Raw genomic sequence first — 14,754 nt, 5'->3', positions numbered from 1 at the left:
ACCGAAAGGAGCGGTCCTGTGACCGACATGCCAAGCGAACACACCGAGGGCCTGCTCCGCATTGGCGAGGTGGCGCGCTTGCTCAATTTGAGCGTGGGCACACTGCGCCATTACGAACAGATGGGGCTATTGGAACCGGCATATGTCGATCCGACGAGTGGGTACCGCTACTACGGATCGCGGCAGCTCTCCACCCTCAACACCATCGGCAACCTGCGCGTTCTCGACTTGCCGCTGGCGCAGATTCGCGAGTTTGTCACTACGCGCGATATGGATTTGATGCAACGGCAACTGACCAAGCAACAGGAGTTAATTGAGCACAGGCGGCGTGAGTTGGAGCGCATGTCGCGCAAGATTGACCAGCGGCTTGCCTTGCTTCATGGCGCTTTGAATGCTGATCTCGACACCATTAGCGAAATCGAGGAACCCGAACTTCGCTGCGCCGCGCTGCACGAGCGCGTCAATCCCACCGACGCCTATTCGCTGGGATGGCATATCCGCCAGCTTCAGCAGGGACAGCACGAAACCTTTGCCTATCTTGGCAATCTGGGTGTGGGTATCGCGCCCGAACGCCTGGCCGCCGGAGACTTTGATGGCTACGACGAGGTCTTTCTGCTGCTCGATGACACCGATGATTACCTGGGCGATGTTGAGACGCGACCTGCCGCGCGCTGCCTGACCATAAGCTTCCGCGGCACGCACGGACAAGCGGGCCCACGCTATAAGCAGCTGCTCGGCTATATGCGCGAGCACAACCTGACGCCCGCCGGTCCGTCGCGCGAGATCGCCCTGATCGACGACATCATCAGCGATGATCCGGCAACCTACGTGACGCAGATCACGGTGCCCGTTGCCCCGTCCAAATAAAATCCGCCCGAAAGGCATCATGCTTCCGGGCGGTTCTTACTAATCGTCATCCAGCAACTCAAATCGATTTCTAGATATCACCAATGCGGCATAATCTTGGCTTTGGTGAAAAACATGGGCAATCACAACGTCCTCGTTATCGTAGTAATAAAGCATTACATAAGAATTAACGAGGCAAGCATGGTAACCAAGCACTGCAAGCTCGGGTAACTTCGATAAGCCGTAGTCAACTACACCACTTTGAAGAAGCTGGAGCTGACTACGGTATTTATCAAGAAAGTGCCGGGCGGTAAAAACACCATGCCCCAATAGATAATCAACGATATCGTCAACTTCATGTTCAGCTGTAGGCAGGATCTTGACGTTATAGGCCATATTTTTCCTCAAGGTCATCGAGAGCCTCAAAGGCATCACGTGCCGTGCCAGCAGCACGCTCCCGTTCGGCCACAGCTATACGAGCCATCAGACGAGCCTTAGCCCGTTCCTGAACCATGAGATCGTAGTCCTCGGATCGAAGTACGACAAATTTGCTATAGCCATTTTTTGTAACAGTCACTGGACCAGCAGTAGTTTCAACGAGCTCCGAGAATTTCGCGGTGTCCCGCATATCTTTAATTGGAACGCAAACGGGCATGTTCAACTCCAATCATAATTATGTACATAATTATGAAGTGTAGCTCAACCAACGAGCATCGGCTATAGGAGAACTACCGCCCCGGGGACAATCCCCGATATGGCAGCTTTACTCCTCCGGGATCGGAAACGCACGGATGAACTCTGCGGGCGAGAAGGTCTTGATGGTCGAGCGCACAAAAGCGGCGCGATCGCGCGTGATGATAAAGTCCACGCCGGCACGCTCGGCCATCGCACGGATACAGCCATCCTCAAAATCCGGCTCATCGGAATAGGCGGAGGTAAAACAAGCTTCTTGGTCGAGAGGCTCTACCGAGTAGCTCTTAAGGCAATCGCGCACCACCTCGCGGGCGCGCACCTCGCCGACCTGTTTGGTGAGAATGTAGTACGCGTCCTTGAGAGAGCAGGCCGAAACAACGCCCTCGATAAGCCCCACGTCGACGAGCCCCTTGATCGTTTGCGCCGCTGCGTGCTCCGGCCGGCCCGGAAGCACGCAATCGAGCAGAAAATTGATATCGAGAAATGCCCTCATAGGTAGCGCTCCCTCGCGACGCGCTTTTCGTCTTCAACCGTCATCGTATCGAGCGGCGTTCCCTTTGGCATTTTAGCCACGATATCGAGATACTCCTGGTAGTCCTCATCCTCTGCGAGCATCTCGCGAATCTCCTTCCAGGTGATCTTGGGATGCCACATCGTACCCACGTCGCGCTTGGGCTTGCCCGTGCCGAACGCCGGCTTTGCGCCCCCACGCTCCTGGGCAGCGTCATATCCCACTGCAACCGGAGCTTGATAGTCGAGCGGCACAATCTTGAACAACGGCTTGCTCCGCTTGAAGACCACAACCTCCTCGCCCTCATTGGCAACCTTTTCGGCCACCTGCGTAAGGTTTTGGCGCAGCTCCGAAAATGCGACAGTAACCATAACGGCTCCTCTCAACATGTATCTTCACTGCTAAGTATACACGTTAACGTTAATGTTAACGTATATGAGAATCACCACAATGGGGGCGATCAACCATTACGGACAGCTCTGCTTTGTATGAATCTCTTATCGCTCCGAGACGGCAGCGGTCCGCAGAATCGCCCTCAGCAACCTGCGCGACGCAGATCACGGTGCCCGTCACCGCGCCCAAATAAAAACCTCCCGGAAAGCGTCAGCGTTTTCGGAAGGTTTTTCAATTTGTTTATCGATGTCTTAAGCCTGGGGCACCTGACCAGTCGCCAGGATCCGCTCGAGGGCGTCCTCGTCCAGCACGGGCACACCCAGCTGCTCGGCCTTGGCGAGCTTGGAGCCCGCTTTGGGACCGGCGACCAGATAGCTCGTCTTCTTTGAAACACTGCCCGAAACCTTGGCGCCGAGCACCTTGAGCGCCGCGCCCGCCTCGTCGCGTGTGCGGTTGACGAGCGTGCCGGTGAGCACAAAGGTCAGACCCGCGAGTGGCTGTGCGTCGGCAAGCTCGCCTGCCACGCCAGCGTCGGCTGCGGCTTGCGCGTGCGCAGCGCCCAAGTCGACCTCGAGCGACAGGCCCGCCTGGCGCAGGCGCTCCAGCACGGCAAGGTTTTCGGGCACGGCCAGGAACTGCTTGACGCTCGCCGCAATCTTGGGACCGATGCCCTCGCACTCGGCGATATCCTCTTCGCTCGCCAAGATGAGCTTGTCAATCGACAGGAATCGCTCGGCAATAACCTCGCCCACACTCTTGCCCACGTGGCGGATGCCCAGGGCAAACAGCACGCGACCGAGCGGCTGGCTCTTGGACTTGTTGAGCTCGGCGATGATTTTCTCGGCCGTCTTGAGGCCCACCGGGATGGGGTCGCCCTTCTTGACGCCCTTTTTGCTGTTGGAGCTGGCATAGGTGCGCCCCGTGTCCAGACCGGCGATGTCGTCGACTGTGAGCTGGTAGAAGTCCGCGACATCGTGGATAAGGCCGGCGGCGATCATCTTGTCGACGATCTCGTCGCCCAGGCCGTCGACGTCCATGCAGCCACGGCTCACCCAGTGGAGCAGGCGCTCCTTGAGCTGTGCGGGGCAGTCGATGGACACGCAGCGGTAGGCAACCTCACCGTCCTCGTGGACCACGGGGCTACCGCACACGGGGCAAACCTCGGGCATGTGCCAGTCGACCGAATCGGCCGGGCGTTTGTCGAGCACCGGGCCTACGACCTCGGGAATCACGTCACCCGCCTTGTGCACGATGATGGTGTCGCCCTCGCGCACGTTTTTGCGGCGGATCTCGTCGATGTTGTGCAGCGTGGCGCGCGCGATGGTAGAGCCGGCGACCGTCACCGGGTCGAACTCGGCGACCGGCGTGAGCACACCGGTGCGGCCCACCTGGATGCGAATTTCGCGCAGGACGGTCTGCTTTTCCTCGGGCGGGAACTTAAAGGCAATGGCCCAGCGCGGTGCGCGAGCGGTAAAGCCCAGGTCGAGCTGCTGCTGGAAGCTGTCGACCTTTACGACCACGCCGTCGATGTCGTAGTCCAAGTCGCCGCGATGCTCGAGGGCCTGGGCACAGAACTCGTGGACCTCGGCCGGCGTGGCGCAGCGGGCCACGTTGGGGTTGACGCTAAAACCGGCGCTGCGCAGCCAGTCGAGGAACTCACGCTGGCTGTGGACGTGCAGCGGATCGGTATCGGCAATGGCGTAGATAAAGGTGGCCAGGTCGCGGCGCGCCGTGACCTTGGGATCCTTCTGGCGCAACGATCCGGCGGCGGCGTTGCGCGGGTTGGCGAAGGGGTCGCGGCCCTCGGCATCGGCCTCTTCATTCAGACGAACAAAGCTGCCTTTGGGCATATAGACCTCGCCGCGTACTTCGATGGTACGCTCGCGGTCGGCACCCATGTGGGCGAGCGCCGGCTCGGACAGGTGCATGGGCACATCCTTGATGGTACGCACGTTGAGCGACACGTCCTCGCCCGTTGTGCCGTCACCGCGCGTGGCGGCGCGCACAAAGGTGCCGTTTTGGTAGGTAAGCGCCACGCCCAGACCGTCGATCTTAAGCTCGCAGGTATAGGTAACGCTACCGGCACCGAGCGCATCCTCGGTGCGCTGGAGCCAAGCGTCGAGCTCGTCCAGGTCCATGGCATCATCCATGGAATACATGCGTGCCATGTGCGTGACCGGCGTAAACTGCTCGCTCACGTAGCCGCCCACGCGCTGGGTATAGCTGTCGGGCGTCACCAGGTCGGGGTAGGTGGCCTCGATTTCCTGCAGCTCAACGAGCATTTTGTCGAAGGCGGCGTCCGTGATCTCGGGCGCGTCGAGCATGTAGTAGCGATAGGCATGGTAGTCGAGCTCGTGGCGCAGCTCGGCCGCGCGCGCTGCCGCCTGGGCACGGGCATCGGTCGGTGCGGTGGCTTCCGCGGTCGTGGGCGTTTCGGTATCGATGTCCACGCCGTCACCAAACAGGCTCGATTGCTCCATAGCGGCACTCCTTCGCTCGATTTCAAACGGATACTAGAGTACCACCGGTCACGATGGGGCCGAATAGCGGTCTCAAACCGCACCGAATCGGCAGCCGCCAGACTGGGGTGGGTCGCGCGATTAAACCATGCTCTTATCAGCTCTAAATGATCCGTTTCCCCGTCCCCAAAGGATCAATAGGAAAAGAGGGGGGCTGTCCCGCGTTGATGGGACAGCCCCCTGGCCTCGATATGTGCGATACAGCTCGTTAGAAACCCTGGCCGTTGCCCTGACCCTGGCCCTGCTGGCCAAGCAGCTCCTCCAGATACTGGCGCAGCTGCTCGTCGGTAATGCCACCGTTGCCGGTGTCAGTCGCGCTGTCGTCCTGCTGCTGGTTCTGCAGCTTCTCATCGGAGCCCAGCTCGACGGTGACCTTCTTCTCGTCCTTGCCGCGCATGAGCGTGATCTCGACCTTCTCGCCCACCTCGTGGCTGCGCAGCGCGATGATCAGGCCATCGGCGCTCGAAATCTCATCGTCGCCCAACTTGGTGATGACGTCGCCCTCCTGAATGCCGGCCTTGGCGGCAGGACCATCCTCAACGACGCTCGCCACATACGCGCCGCTATCGGTGCTCAGCTTGTTGCTACGGGCGTTGAGCGCATTGACGCTCGAAAGCGTGGCGCCCATGTACGGATGCACCGGCGTCTTACCGTCGATGATCTGGTCGGCAATGTTCTTGGCGTAGTTAACCGGAATGGCAAAGCCCACTCCCGAGCTGGAGCCCGAGTAGCTCTCGATGAGCGAGTTGATGCCCACGAGCTCACCGTTGTCGTTGACGAGCGCACCGCCGGAGTTGCCCGGGTTGATGGCGGCATCGGTCTGGATCATGTTGGCATAGATGGTGTTACCGTTGGTAGAGCTCATGGCCGTTGAGCGATACAGCGCCGACACAATGCCCGTGGAGACAGACTGCTCGTTGCCGAACGGCGAGCCGATCGCCATGACCCACTCGCCCACGTTGAGCTTGGAGGAATCGCCGATCTCGATCGGGGTGAGCTTGGAGGCGTCGGCGTCCTTGAGCTTGATGACGGCCAGGTCGCTCGAGGCATCGTTGCCCACGAACTCGGCCTCGTACGTAGTGCCGTCATCCATGGTCACCACGTACTGATCGTAGCCATCGACCACGTGGTTGTTGGTGAGGATGTGGCCCTCGGTATCGAGCACAACGCCCGAACCGACGCTGCCCGAGCTGTCCGACTCGTCGGCAGACTGCGAAAGCGCGTTGCTCTGGCTGCCACTCGAAGTAGCGGTAATGGAGACCACAGAGGGCAGCGCCTTGGCAGAGACCGCCTCGGCCAGCGTTGTGTCCTCGGAATCAATCGTAATCTTTTGCGTCGATGAACCCGAAGCACCCGCCGTCACGGCATTCTTTCCGCCGCCAATGTTGAGCGTGTCGCTCATAATGAGCGCAATGACCAGCAGGGCGCCGCAGGCACAACCGGCAAGCGCCGTAATAAAGATCGGCAGCTTTTTGGTCTTAGTCTTGACCACTGTGTGCTTGTTTACAACCTGCTGGCTGCCCAGCGGCTTTCCGGTCTGCGTGTCGTAGGCCTGCACGTAGGGAATGTTGCTGTCGGCAGGCGTCGACTCTACCTGCACACGCGGCTGCTGTTGGGTCTCGCCGGCGTTGCCCGCATCCTGGGGACGCTGGGAATCGTTCTCGCTCATAGCTGCGATCCTTTCGTCAAATAACCAAAGGCCCGCCAAACACGTGGCGGGCCATCGTTGTTCACGTTGAGTTGTACCCCAAGCTGGGCAGTCCCGAGCACTAGATGCCAAGATTTCAGCTTTGCTTAAGTAATGACATGCTTATAGGCCAATTCGTTTTATGCCGTCATGTCTATTCGATATAACAGTCGATAGCAAAACTATATGTTGAATCGTTAATAAAGTCTGTAATCGTCGCGCCCATACCCGATCCGCACGTCCACTTATCCTTCTCCGCATCGTATGGCGTTGGCCCCCACCCCGTTTCATATGATGCTTCGCTTTCTGTGAAGTAGTTCATCACATATTTATCTTTCTGCATGAGCGCATACCAAGCGTTTGCATACATCACAAGCGGATCGGTTTGAATTATCGAATATTTTCCCGACCGAATTGCAATGCTTTGCCCATCTTCAGAATATTCAACAACAATCTCAATCTTTGCCAACACCGGCAGTGAATCATCTGACTCCCTATGAACCGTCACCAAATTCTTAGTTGCCGCTCTTGTCAGGGACGCTGCACCGTCATTATTCCTGTTTATGCTGCCAACAGCCATTTTTCTATTTCCGGCACCCAAGACATCTTTGCTTCGCGCCGAGGACACAATAACCCCAGCCTCATTCCGAACTATCATGTCGGTCACAAGCGTCAATCGTTTTTGCGCATTCGTAAGCTGCGCAGCGTTGGCCCCTCTCGCCCCAGCAAACATAACAGCTCCTGATGCCAAGACGAATAGCTGTCTTCTGTTGATCATTCCTCTCGCTCCTCACCGATTTGGTTAACTTTTTCCATATAGTAGGGATGCAAAGTTTCCTCTTCTAAATTGGCATCACTTGCGAAGAATAGAATCCATTTCTCTCCCGCCTTCAGCCCTGAAGCAGTTCCGGTATTAAAGTAACTACGGATATCAATCTCTTTCCGCCCTCCGCTTGACACGAGAGCCTCAAATTGTCCGTTATGAATATCCGACAGCGTCTGTACTTCAACTGAAATATGTTCGTCATCTTTTCCACCGACGACCGAGGGGATCGGTTGATAGGCCGCGACAACCAATATCCCAAGAAATGCGCAAAGAAGCCCCAGCGTTTTACGTATGCGCTTTCTATCATCTTCGCCGTCACTCTCCACAATACGTCCCTTCATGCGATATATAAATCGTTGTGTCATATGGAAGAAAACGCAGCTGATTGAACCAACCATCCCAGACAACAAGCATATATTTCTTATCATTTGAATATGTATTATGCATAGCCACATATCCCGCAACAGCCATCGCATGAGCGTCATGGCTTGAACTGAGAGTCCCAGAAAAGATACTGAGATTTCCAGAATCTGCAGTTGCCCTGAAAGAATCCCAAGATGGATACCAGGCAAATGATGTCTCAAGCCTTTTCCCGCGCCTAGCACAGAACTCCTTAATAGCCGGGGCAGCATTTGGAGATGGAGTCTCTCCTTGGGTAAAGTAAAGGCCCGTAGCTTGATCGAATGACTTATTTGGTTTGCCGGATGTTCCCGATAACTGCCAAAGCTCATGATATAAGTCTGGCAATTTGAGCCGGTTTAGCGTTACATAATGGCTGCTTACAGCAAACATCGCAGACACATCGCAAGCATAGGTCCCCGTTTCTTTAATAACCTCTGATTGTGTAGGCGTTATCATCCCTGAAATAGTTTTACTTGCGTCAATGACATATCCTTGTTTATACAGGTCTTTGGGCAATACGAAAACATCCTCGAACCTGCCTGGAGATCCGCTGCGGCTATTTCCCACAGAAAACACCGCTGTTGACCGGCATCCCTTCTCATCTAAAACAACGTTATTATCCAGATCTGCAATACCAAAAGACAGCTCGTCAAATTTCAAAGCAACGATGTCATCTTGGGATGCGAGAAGGGCTATTTCATCGCTTGTATTCTCAATGGGCATAGGGGCGTTCGGAGCCAAGCAGTATTCGCTGATCCACCAAGATCGCTCTGAATCAAATACGACGTAGCCATAGTTAACGTCATCCCGCTTCGCGCGAACGATATACCCGATTGATTCCCCATCGGAATTCACCATTTTTACTGGGTCACAAGCGGTCACCGGCTCATCCGATACGTCATCAAAGAAAGCTTGCGCTTGCTCCACAGCTATTTGCGGTGTGACACGAACCAAGTCGTCGTCTCCAAAAACCAACCCTGGAGACATCAGGGCGGCAAGCAATACTATGAATCCGACAATCACCTTTTTCGAATAACGCATTTCTTCCTCCATCCGTACAGTAGGGAGATACGGTAACTAAATGATATTCGTGAGATAGTGCTATACGTTTGATATTGTTTTTACTGACACACTTTAAATCGGTGAAAAGTCTTCTTTTCGCCCTAAACGAGAAAAGGGTACTGGAGAAATCTCCAGTACCCTCACATTCCTCTATTTACTTGCTAGTCCTTAAATAAATAGCCCACGCCGCGGACGGTGGTGATGTGCGCCGCGATCTGCGGGCCCACCTTGGAGCGGATGCGTCGGATATGCACATCGACGGTACGGGTGCCGCCGCAGTACTCAAAGCCCCACACGCGGTGCAGCAGCACCTCGCGGCTGTAGGCACGGTTGGGATGCGTGGCCAAAAAGCTCAGCAGCGAGTACTCCATCAGCGTCAGGTCGATGGGCTCGTTATCGAGCGTCACCTGGTAGGTAGCCAGGTTGATCTCGAGGTTATCGATGTTGAGCACATCGTCGGCGGTAACGGTCTCCTCCTCGCCCATCAGGCGCTGCGCGCGAGCCTTGAGCTCGTTGGGCGTCGCCGTGGGGCATACAAAGTCGGCATGCGCGTGATTGGGCAGGCGCAGGGTGCCGAGCGCCTCGTCGTCGACGATCACCAGCATGGGAACACCGCCGCGGTCGTCAAGCCACTTGGCAATCTGATCGATGCGGTCGCTGCGGATGCCATCGGAATCGAGGATCAGCAGGTCAAAGTCGTGCGCCGCAGTCGGCGAATCGGGAGTGGCAAGACTCACCTCGACACCCAGGGTGGTCGTCAGGCTGCGGGCAAACTCGTGGAAGCGCGTCGTGCGCGCCATGAACAGGGCACTCTTTTCGGACATATCGGCCTCCAAAGAAATGAGCTCAATCGTACTGGAACAAGCCAGCGCGATTAGGAGTTCGCCAGGTAGTGCTTGATCTCCCACTCGGTGATCGTAGACTCAAACTTATGCCACTCGTCGCGCTTCTTTTTGAGGAAGAAGCTGTGGATGTGCTCGCCGAGAGCATCCTTCATAAACTGCGAGTCCTCAAACACGTCGAGCGCCTCTTTGAGCGAGCGCGGCAGCGGCGCGTAGCCGGCCTCGACCATCTGACGGTCGGTAAGCTTGAGCGTCTCGGCCGTGGCCTCGGGCGGGAGTTCCAGCTTGCGCTCGATGCCGTCCAGACCAGCCGCCAGCGTGACGGCGTTGACCAGGTACGGGTTGGCCATGGGGTCGGGACTGCGCAGCTCGATGCGCGTGGACAGCGGCTTGCCGGGCTTGTAGACCGGGATGCGGACCATACTCGCGCGGTTGCGCAGGCCCCACGTGGCGTACTGCGGCACGGAGTCGCCACCCGTGGTGATGCGCTTGTACGAGTTGACCGTGGGGTTGGTGATGGCGCTGATTTCGCGCGCGTGCGCCAGAATACCTGCCATGTAGTGCTTGGCGACGTCGGAGAGATGGTACTTCTCGTCGTCCTCGCCCCAAAAGACGTTGTTGCCGTCATGGTCGAACAGCGACTGGCACAGGAACATAGCACTGCCATCCTCGCCCGCCAACGGCTTGGGCATAAAGGAGGCGTGGCAACCGCTCTCGTAGGCCTGCTGCTTAATGATGAGTTTGGCCGTAGTGATGGCGTCGGACATACTCAGGGCCTCGGCGTGGCGCAGGCTCATGCCGTGTTGCGAGCGGCCGGCGGCGTGGAAGGTGTACTCCACGGGCACGGACATCTTCTCGAGCGTGAGAACCGTGTTGCGGCGCAGGTCGCGGGCGGCATCACTCACCGAAAGATCGAAGTAGCCCACGTTGTCGAGCGGCTCGGGGGTGTGCTCGTCAGGGAAGTAGTAATACTCCAGCTCGGCGCCCACATTGAGCAGGTAGCCGGCCTTCTCGGCCTTGTAGAACATGCGGCGCAGGGCATCGCGCGGGTCACCGGCGAACGGCTTGCGATCGGGAGTGCACACGTCGCAGAACACGCGGGCTACGCCGTTGTGGCTCGGACGCCACGGCAAAATCTGGAAGGTCGAAGCATCGGGAAACGCCAGCATGTCGGCTTCCTCGGGCGTGGCAAAGCCCTCGATAGCGGAGCCGTCAAAGCCAATACCCTCCTCAAAAGCGACCTCAAGGTCCTCGGGGCTAATGGCAAAGTTCTTGAGGCGGCCGAGAATGTCGACAAACCACAGACGCACAAAGCGGATGTCACGCTGCTCTACGGAGCGGAGTACGTAATCGATGTTCTGCTGGTTCATGTCGCTCCCCTTTCTTTCGGGCGGGTTTCGACTGGTCTATATCGCAGATACTATCGCAGAAAAATGTTTCCGCAGGGTTAAAGCGTATCAAGCGCTCAAAAAACGTGTGCGAACAGGCCGTGAGGCCAAGAGACTAGCGCGAGGTCGAAGCGCGGTGTTCGATGTGGCCGGGGACCTCGATGCGCTTGGGGGCGAGCTTTGCGGCATCGCCCACCGTAGTGGTAACGACGTCGATGCGCTCGGACAGGCGCTCGACCACGCGCTCGGCGATGGTGAGAGTGTCTTGCGCGGCCGTGGTCACACCGCCAAAGAGCACGTGGTTCCAGGGGTAATCGTCAAACGTCGCGATCTTGAGGCCAACCGGCAACGAGGGCCCCAACTGTGCCAGTGCCTCGGTCAGACGCAGGAAAACCAGGCCGTTGACGGCAATGAGGCCGAGCTTTTTACCTGCGTACTCGCGGATGGCCTCGTCCAGGCGACTGACACCCTCGACGCCACCGTCCGCCAAGGTGACGACCTCGCCGGCCAGGCCGCGGCGCGAGAGCTCGTCGGCAAACGCCTCGGCGCGCTCGCGACGCACGGGACTGTCGTCGCTTGCCTCGGTGAGCAGGCACAGACGCTCGCTGCCCGCAGCAGCCAAGGCGTCTACCAGGCCGGCGACCAGCTCACGGTTGTTGGAGGTCACCAGATCGATGCCACCGTCGGCAACGTCGCGGTCGAGCAGTACAACGGGCAGGCGCCCCGCGGCCGCGGCAATCGCCTTGTCGTTGCCTCCGCAGGTATTGACGACCAGGCCGTCCACGCCGGCATCGATAAGTCTGGTGAGCGACTCTGCCTCCTTGGCGGGGTCGTTGCCGCTAATGGCCGTCATGAGCGAGCAGCCGCGCGCGGCGGCGCTGGCGGAAAGCCCTTCGAGCATGGCGCTGGAGAACGGGTTGGCGATGTCGGCCAAGATTACGCCGATGAGGTTGGTGCGCGAGCTGCGCAGATTGCGTGCGGCGGCACGTGGGCGATAGCCGGTGCGCTCGATAACCGCCGCGATGCGAGCGCGGGTTTCCTCGGTCATCTGCCCGGGGCGGTTATTGAGATAGCGCGAAACCGTGGCCGGACTCACGCCCGCCTCGGCGGCAATGTCCTTGATTCTCATCTGCGCCATAGCGCACCCCGTTTCCCAATTGTCGGCGGTCTGAGCCATTTTAGGCATTTTTTTAAAAATCTCGCTTGCAAAACGCTGTAGGTGAGTATACTACAACTCGAAACGAAACCGATTTCGTAAACCGATTTCGGCAAGCGCTGGCATGGAGGTGCAAAGATGTACCCTACCGTCTTGGCACCTCCGTGCCAACGCCATATTAAAGGTGTACGCACGAGCAAGAAGGAGCTGCGCGACCATGGGTAAAACGGTTCTTACCTTCGGCGAGATCATGATGAGGCTCTCGCCCAAAGATCATCTGCGCATTGAGCAGGCGACCGAGTTTGATGTCCGCTACGGCGGCGCCGAAGCCAACACCGCGCTTTCCCTGGCCTACCAGGGCGACAACGCCGCTTACGTCTCCGTTGTTCCGGCCAACCGTCTGGGCGAGTGCGCCCTTCGCTCGCTGAAGGCTTACGGCGTCGACACCACGCGCGTTGTGCGTCAGGGCGACCGTCTTGGTTCCTATGTGTTTGAGGTCGGCGCCTCGCAGCGCGGCAACGGCTGCGTCTATGACCGCAAGTATTCCGCCATCAACATGGCCAAGCGCGACGTCTTTGATTGGGACGAAATCCTCAAGGGCGTCGATGTCTTCTACTTCTCTGGCGTGACTCCCGCCGTGTCCGATGAGATGGCCGCCGCCTGCAAGGATGCCCTCACCGCCTGCCGTGCCAAGGGCATCACCACCGTGTGCGACGTGAACTATCGCGGCAAGATGTGGTCGCCCGAGAAGTCGCAGGCCACCATGAAGGAACTCTTGCCGCTCGTCGACATCTGCATCGCCAACGACGAGGACGCGCCTGCCGGCCTCGGTATGACCTGCGTCTCCGGCTCCCTTGCCCACGGCATCGAGGAGCGCGACACCTACGTCGAGATGGCCCGTCAGATCTGCGCCGAGTACGGCTGCAAGAAGGTCGCCTCGGTCGTCCGCAACATCTCCTGCGTCGAGCGCTCCATCTGGATGGGCATGCTCTTTGACGCCGAGAGCGGCGAGCACTGGTTCTCCTCTGCTCATGACGTGCACGTGCTCGAGGGCGTTGCCGCCGGTGACGCTTTCAACGCCGGCCTCGTTCATGCCCTCATCAACGACTTTGAGCCACAGGACGCCGTCAACTACGCGATTGCGGCATCGATCCTCAAGCTCACCATCAAGGGCGATTCCAACTTGGTGACCGCAGACGAGATCGCAGCCGTGGCATTCGCCGCCGACGGTGGCACTCGCGTCGCGCGCTAAACCGCCCCATTCCGTGGGCCGCAGTTCTCCACACCCATACCCCTGCGGCCCGATCCCCGATTTTTCCGGTCGGGCAAAACCACCAGTCCCATTCCGGTTTTGCCCGGCATTTCCTATACGACTGGTCGCGTAGCCGGTTTTGGAATTGCTTGTGACCCCAAGCAGTGCCTCCGATAACCAATCCAAAATCGGCTCTTGACCAGCGCATTTGGCAACTATGCGCCCACGCGCGCCACACATTCGAAAGGAACACCATGTTCGATCAGTTCTACACCACGCTTGAGTCCCTGGGCATCGTGCCCGTCGTCGTGCTCGATAAGGTCGAGGACGCCGCTCCGCTCGCTCACGCCCTTATGGCAGCTGGCATGAAGTCCGCCGAGGTCACCTTCCGCACCGCCTGCGCCGCCGAGTGCATCGCCGCTATGGACGAGGCCGAGCCCGAGATGTGCGTCGGCGCTGGCACCGTCCTGACTGTCGAGCAGGTTGAGCAGGCCCGCGCCGCCGGTGCCAAGTTCATCGTCTCCCCGGGTTACAACGAGGACGTTGTAAAGCACTGCATCGGCATCGACCTGCCCGTCCTTCCTGGCACCGTGACCCCCTCCGAGGTTACCGCCGCCGAGAACCTGGGCCTCAAGGTCACCAAGTTCTTCCCCGCGGCTCAGTATGGTGGCCTGAACACCATCAAGGCCCTCGCCGCTCCGTTTGTCGGCCATCGCTTTATGCCCACCGGCGGCGTGAGCACTGCCAACGTCGAGGAGTACCTGAGCTCCTCCGCCATCATCGCCTGCGGTGGCACCTGGATGGTCAAGCCCGCCCTGTTCGCCGATGGCGACTTCTCCAAGGTCGAGCAGATTGCCCGCGAGGCCATGGACGTCGTCAAGAAGGTCCGCGGCTAGATTTAGCTCTCTATCGTGAAAGGGGGCGTGCCCTAGACCTCGCCCCCTTTCTTTTAAAGCGGCTCGGAAGCGCGCCGTTTCCGTCACGAACAAGAACCAAAACCGTCTTGTATGCTGATAGAACGTGACGGAAGCGACACGCGCCCGAGCCGCTTTGCTTTCCCGGTCAATCAACCGACTCAACATAATCCAGTCCACCAAAACAGCTGCGGCACCGTCTGGAGGAATGGACCCTTGCTTCCGGTCTTTTCCTCCAAGCGGCGCCGCAGCCTTTTCATGCC

The 14,754-nt window shown here is 58.4% G+C and carries 15 protein-coding genes; 3 read left to right on the top strand and 12 right to left on the bottom strand.

What is annotated here, in order from left to right; translation table 11 throughout:
* Window positions 1-27: 27 nt before the first annotated feature.
* Entirely contained in the window at window positions 28-867 is an 840-nt protein-coding gene (locus tag DW899_RS03485) for a MerR family transcriptional regulator (RefSeq protein ID WP_233539890.1), read from the top strand.
* A 39-nt stretch (window positions 868-906) separates the two neighbouring features.
* Here DW899_RS03485 and DW899_RS03480 read toward each other — a convergent pair whose 3' ends face one another.
* The 12 genes from DW899_RS03480 to DW899_RS03425 form a co-directional block, all read right to left on the bottom strand.
* Complete coding sequence (locus tag DW899_RS03480; protein WP_117800022.1) at window positions 907-1,242, bottom strand: type II toxin-antitoxin system RelE/ParE family toxin; 336 nt, start codon at window positions 1,240-1,242, stop codon at window positions 907-909.
* Window positions 1,232-1,501: a type II toxin-antitoxin system prevent-host-death family antitoxin gene (locus tag DW899_RS03475; protein WP_117800021.1), complete on the bottom strand. Its 270-nt coding sequence runs from the start codon at window positions 1,499-1,501 to the stop codon at window positions 1,232-1,234. The genes DW899_RS03480 and DW899_RS03475 overlap by 11 nt, the downstream gene beginning before the upstream one ends.
* 108 nt (window positions 1,502-1,609) lie before the next feature.
* Entirely contained in the window at window positions 1,610-2,032 is a 423-nt protein-coding gene (locus DW899_RS03470) for a PIN domain-containing protein (protein ID WP_117800020.1), read from the bottom strand.
* Window positions 2,029-2,421, bottom strand: a complete 393-nt coding sequence (locus DW899_RS03465; RefSeq protein WP_158566559.1) for a type II toxin-antitoxin system Phd/YefM family antitoxin — start codon at window positions 2,419-2,421, stop codon at window positions 2,029-2,031. Before DW899_RS03465 ends, DW899_RS03470 begins: the two co-directional genes overlap by 4 nt.
* 273 nt (window positions 2,422-2,694) lie before the next feature.
* Window positions 2,695-4,923, bottom strand: a complete 2,229-nt coding sequence (gene ligA / locus DW899_RS03460; protein WP_117800018.1) for an NAD-dependent DNA ligase LigA — start codon at window positions 4,921-4,923, stop codon at window positions 2,695-2,697.
* A 247-nt stretch (window positions 4,924-5,170) separates the two neighbouring features.
* Entirely contained in the window at window positions 5,171-6,631 is a 1,461-nt protein-coding gene (locus DW899_RS03455) for a S1C family serine protease (RefSeq protein ID WP_117800017.1), read from the bottom strand.
* Between the two features lie 172 nt (window positions 6,632-6,803).
* Window positions 6,804-7,427, bottom strand: a complete 624-nt coding sequence (locus DW899_RS03450; RefSeq protein WP_089573198.1) for a hypothetical protein — start codon at window positions 7,425-7,427, stop codon at window positions 6,804-6,806.
* The gene (locus DW899_RS03445; protein WP_117800016.1) at window positions 7,424-7,801 is read right to left on the bottom strand and encodes a hypothetical protein; all 378 of its coding nucleotides are present in this window, start codon (window positions 7,799-7,801) and stop codon (window positions 7,424-7,426) included. The genes DW899_RS03450 and DW899_RS03445 overlap by 4 nt, the downstream gene beginning before the upstream one ends.
* Window positions 7,791-8,918 (bottom strand): hypothetical protein, encoded by a 1,128-nt coding sequence (locus DW899_RS03440; RefSeq protein WP_117800015.1) that lies wholly within the window; start codon window positions 8,916-8,918, stop codon window positions 7,791-7,793. The genes DW899_RS03445 and DW899_RS03440 overlap by 11 nt, the downstream gene beginning before the upstream one ends.
* A 182-nt stretch (window positions 8,919-9,100) precedes the next feature.
* Window positions 9,101-9,763 (bottom strand): response regulator transcription factor, encoded by a 663-nt coding sequence (locus DW899_RS03435; protein ID WP_006234733.1) that lies wholly within the window; start codon window positions 9,761-9,763, stop codon window positions 9,101-9,103.
* 50 nt (window positions 9,764-9,813) lie between these two features.
* Window positions 9,814-11,151, bottom strand: coding sequence for a glutamine synthetase family protein (locus tag DW899_RS03430; RefSeq protein WP_117800014.1), 1,338 nt, complete (start codon window positions 11,149-11,151; stop codon window positions 9,814-9,816).
* 133 nt (window positions 11,152-11,284) lie between these two features.
* Entirely contained in the window at window positions 11,285-12,307 is a 1,023-nt protein-coding gene (locus DW899_RS03425) for a LacI family DNA-binding transcriptional regulator (protein ID WP_158566558.1), read from the bottom strand.
* A gap of 235 nt (window positions 12,308-12,542) precedes the next feature.
* Here DW899_RS03425 and DW899_RS03420 point away from each other — a divergent pair, with 235 nt between their 5' ends.
* A complete protein-coding gene (locus DW899_RS03420; RefSeq protein ID WP_117800012.1) occupies window positions 12,543-13,577 on the top strand; it encodes a sugar kinase in 1,035 nt (344 codons plus the stop codon).
* A gap of 254 nt (window positions 13,578-13,831) precedes the next feature.
* On the top strand, window positions 13,832-14,473 hold the full coding sequence (eda, locus tag DW899_RS03415; RefSeq protein WP_117800011.1) for a bifunctional 4-hydroxy-2-oxoglutarate aldolase/2-dehydro-3-deoxy-phosphogluconate aldolase: 642 nt from the start codon (window positions 13,832-13,834) through the stop codon (window positions 14,471-14,473).
* Window positions 14,474-14,754: the final 281 nt, after the last annotated feature.

It is taken from the genome of Collinsella sp. AM41-2BH (genome assembly GCF_003468085.1).
Lineage (GTDB): Bacteria > Actinomycetota > Coriobacteriia > Coriobacteriales > Coriobacteriaceae > Collinsella.
This window is presented reverse-complemented; position numbering and strand designations above follow the sequence as displayed.